This is a genomic window from Streptomyces niphimycinicus (assembly GCF_018883605.1).
Lineage (GTDB): Bacteria > Actinomycetota > Actinomycetes > Streptomycetales > Streptomycetaceae > Streptomyces > Streptomyces niphimycinicus.
Map to the genome: position 1 here is coordinate 1 of NZ_JAHLEM010000563.1, position 3,927 is coordinate 3,927.

4 protein-coding genes are annotated in these 3,927 nt (G+C 70.7%); 3 read left to right on the plus strand and 1 reads right to left on the minus strand.

Annotated elements, in window-relative coordinates:
* Positions 1-325 precede the first annotated feature (325 nt).
* Entirely contained in the window at positions 326-994 is a 669-nt protein-coding gene (locus tag KN815_RS36460) for a response regulator (protein ID WP_216346130.1), read from the minus strand.
* Between the two features lie 322 nt (positions 995-1,316).
* On the opposite strand from KN815_RS36460, the gene pdhA reads away from it, so the two are divergent.
* From pdhA to KN815_RS36475, 3 genes are all read left to right on the plus strand, one after another.
* The gene (gene pdhA / locus KN815_RS36465) at positions 1,317-2,483 is read left to right on the plus strand and encodes a pyruvate dehydrogenase (acetyl-transferring) E1 component subunit alpha (protein WP_216346131.1); all 1,167 of its coding nucleotides are present in this window, start codon (positions 1,317-1,319) and stop codon (positions 2,481-2,483) included.
* Between the two features lies 1 nt (position 2,484).
* On the plus strand, positions 2,485-3,465 hold the full coding sequence (locus KN815_RS36470; RefSeq protein ID WP_078642487.1) for an alpha-ketoacid dehydrogenase subunit beta: 981 nt from the start codon (positions 2,485-2,487) through the stop codon (positions 3,463-3,465).
* A gap of 13 nt (positions 3,466-3,478) precedes the next feature.
* Positions 3,479-3,927, plus strand: a 449-nt coding sequence (locus KN815_RS36475) for a biotin/lipoyl-containing protein (protein ID WP_372458575.1), incomplete at its 3' end; no start/stop codon positions are given.

A 3,927-nucleotide genomic window follows, 5' to 3' on the forward strand; every position in this document is an offset into this window, starting at 1 on the left:
GGGGCTCCGCCCCAGACCCCGGGACCCAGGGGCGAGGCCCCTGTCACGCGGCGGACACGATGCGTCGTCGGCCGACTGCGGCGCCGTCGTGGCTGGTCGCGCCCATGCGGCGGAGCCGCACATCGACACAGCCCAGCGCCCCTTCGGGTCGCTGCACGAACCGCAGCGGACATCCTCTGACCTGCTTACCGCTTCCGGGCCCGTGCCGCCCGCGCCGGGGCTAGTGCTTCTGGGCCCGTGCCGCCCGCGCCGGGGCTAGCGCTTCCGGGCCCGCGCCGCCCCCGCCGGGGCTAGTGCTTCCGGGCCCGTGCCGCCCCCGCCAGGGCTAGCGCTTCTGGGGCTGCGTCGCCTGCATCCGGGCGACATAGGCCGCCGCCTGCGACCGGCGCTCCATGCCCAGCTTGGAGAGCAGGCTGGAGACATAGTTCTTGATCGTCTTCTCGGCGAGATGGAGCCGTTCGCCGATCACCCGGTTGGTGAGCCCCTCCCCGATCAGCAGCAGGATCCGGCGCTCCTGCTCGGTGAGGGCGGCCAGCCGGTCGTCCGGTTTGGCGGCCGTCTGGCCGCGCAGCCGCTCCAGCACCCGGGCGGTGGCCACCGGGTCGAGCAGCGACCGGCCCGCGGCCACGTCCCGGACGGCGGAGAGCAGTTCCTCGCCGCGGATGTCCTTCAGGACATAGCCGGAGGCGCCCGCGATGATGGCGTCGAAGAGCGCCTCGTCGTCGGCGAAGGAGGTGAGCATCATGCAGCGGATGCTCTCGTCGCGGGCGCGGATCTCCCGGCAGACCTCGACCCCGCTGCGGTCGGGCAGCCGGATGTCCAGGACGGCGACATCCGGCCGGGCGGCCGGGATCCGCGCCAGGGCGTCGGCCGCGGTGCCCGCCTCGCCGACCACCTCCATGTCCGGCTCGCTCGCGAGCAGATCCCGTACGCCGCGTCGGACCACTTCATGGTCGTCAACCAGGAAAATCCCTATTTTTCCTTCTTCGCGCACGGATCCAGTCTCACACACGATGTCTTCCCGTGCCCTTGTCCTGCGGGATAACGTGCGCTTGTCCGGCGGCCTGCGGGGCTGTGACCAGTGGATGTTTCCCCTCTCGCGCGATTTACTTGGAAATCCAAGCAAAATTGCAGGTCAGGTGGGGTTTCGCAGACATGCGACGCACTGGGTAACGTGCTTTGTGCAGGGCCAGCCGCCGGGAACCTGTCACGCCCGGCCATGTCCCGGCGCACCCACCCCGTGCGCCGGGACGGAACGGGCGAGCCGCAACTGGCCGCCGGCGGATCCCGGGGGCCGGACAGACGGAGGAGCACACGTGACCGTGGAGAGCACTGCCGCGCGCAAGCCGCGCCGCAGCGGAGCCAAGCGCAGCACCACAGCGCGGAACGCCAAGAAGCAGCATGAGGGCCAGCCCGAACTCGTACAGTTGCTGACCCCCGAGGGCGAGCGTGTCGAGCACCCCGAATACGCCATCGACCCCACCCCGGAGGAACTGCGCGGTCTGTACCGGGACATGGTGCTGACACGGCGTTTCGACGCCGAGGCGACCACCCTCCAGCGCCAGGGCGAACTGGGCCTGTGGGCGTCGCTGCTCGGCCAGGAGGCGGCGCAGATCGGCTCCGGCCGGGCGCTGCACGACGACGACTATGTCTTCCCCACCTACCGCGAGCACGGTGTGGCCTGGTGCCGGGGAGTCGACCCGACCAATCTGCTCGGGATGTTCCGCGGGGTGAACCACGGCGGCTGGGACCCGAACAGCAACAACTTCCACCTGTACACCATCGTGATCGGCTCGCAGACGCTGCACGCGACCGGCTACGCGATGGGCGTCGCCAAGGACGGCGCCGACGCCGCGGTCCTGGCCTACTTCGGCGACGGCGCCTCCAGCCAGGGCGATGTCGCCGAATCGTTCACCTTCTCCGCGGTGTACAACGCCCCGGTGGTCTTCTTCTGCCAGAACAACCAGTGGGCCATCTCCGAGCCCACCGAGAAGCAGACCCGGGTCCCGCTCTACCAGCGCGCCCAGGGCTACGGCTTCCCCGGGGTGCGGGTGGACGGCAATGACGTGCTCGCCTGCCTGGCCGTCACCAAGGCCGCGCTGGAGCGGGCGCGCACCGGGCAGGGCCCGATGCTCATCGAGGCGTTCACCTACCGCATGGGCGCCCACACCACTTCGGACGACCCGACGCGCTACCGCTCCCCCGAGGAGCGGGAGCTGTGGGAGACCAAGGACCCGATCCTGCGGCTGCGCACCCTGCTGACCCGCGAGGGCCTGGCCGACGACGCGTACTTCGCCGAGCTGGAGCGGGAGAGCGACGCGCTGGCCAAGCGGGTACGGGACGCGGTGCGGGCCATGCCCGACCCCGATGACATGGCGCTGTTCGAGCACACCTACGCCGACGGGCACGCGCTCGTCGACGAGGAGCGGGCGCAGTTCGCCGAGTACCAGGCTTCGTTCGTCACCGCTGAGGAGGGCATCTGACATGGCCGCCGAGAAGATGTCGCTCTCCAAGGCGATCAACGCGTCACTGCGCACGGCCCTCGAGTCCGACCCCAAGGTCCTGATCATGGGTGAGGACGTCGGCAAGCTGGGAGGCGTCTTCCGCGTCACCGACGGGCTCCAGAAGGACTTCGGCGAGGACCGGGTCATCGACACCCCGCTCGCCGAGTCCGGCATCGTGGGCACCGCGATCGGGCTCGCGCTGCGCGGCTACCGCCCGGTGGTGGAGATCCAGTTCGACGGTTTCGTCTTCCCCGCCTACGACCAGATCGTCACCCAGCTCGCCAAGATGCACGCCCGCTCGCTCGGCAAGGTCAAGCTGCCGGTCGTCATCCGCATTCCGTACGGCGGCGGCATCGGCGCGGTGGAGCACCACAGCGAGTCGCCCGAGGCGCTGTTCGCGCATGTGGCCGGGCTGAAGGTGATCTCGCCCGCCAACGCCTCCGACGCCTACTGGATGCTCCAGCAGGCCATCGGCAGCGACGACCCGGTGATCTACTTCGAGCCCAAGCGCCGCTACCACGACAAGTCCGAGGTCGACACCGCCGCGATCCCCGGTCCGCTGCACGCCGCCCGGGTGGTGCGGCCGGGGGCGGACCTGACCCTCGCCGCCTACGGCCCGATGGTGAAGGTCGCCCTGGACGCCGCCGCGGCCGCCGCCGAGGAGGGCAAGTCGATCGAGGTCGTGGACCTGCGGTCGATGTCGCCGATCGACTTCGACACCATCCAGCGTTCCGTGGAGCGGACGGGGCGGCTGGTCGTCGTCCACGAGGCTCCGGTATTCCTGGGCACCGGGTCGGAGATCGCCGCGCGCATCACGGAGAGGTGCTTCTATCACCTCCAGGCCCCGGTGCTGCGGGTCGGCGGTTTCCACTCGCCGTACCCGCCGTCACGGCTCGAGGACGAGTACCTTCCGGGGCTGGACCGGGTGCTCGACGCCGTAGACCGTGCGTTGGCGTACTGAAGGGCTTGAGGAGATCGTGACGATGACCGCAGTCGAACAGCGCTTCCGTGAGTTCAAGATGCCCGATGTGGGCGAGGGGCTGACCGAGGCCGAGATCCTCAAGTGGTTCGTGGCGCCGGGCGACACCGTGACCGACGGTCAGGTGGTGTGCGAGGTCGAGACCGCCAAGGCCGCCGTCGAGCTGCCCATCCCCTTCGACGGCGTGGTGCACGAGCTGCGCTTCGACGAGGGCACCACCGTGGACGTGGGCACGCCGATCATCTCGGTGGACACCGACCCCGGTGCGGGGGAGGCGGCGCCCCAGGCCGCTCCCGCCGCGGGGAAGCCCGCCGAGCAGCCCGCCGCCGAGGCCGAGCCCGCCGAGAAGGAGGGCCGCCAGGCCAACCTGGTCGGCTACGGGGCGGCGCCCGCCTCCACCAAGCGCCGTCCGCGCAAGCCGGTGCCGGGCTCCCAGCGCTCGGC

Bases quoted from the DNA above. Each gene is read 5' to 3' on its own strand.
- KN815_RS36470 (WP_078642487.1), top strand. From the start codon at position 2,485: ATGGCCGCCGAGAAGATGTCGCTCTCCAAGGCGATCAACGCGTCACTG.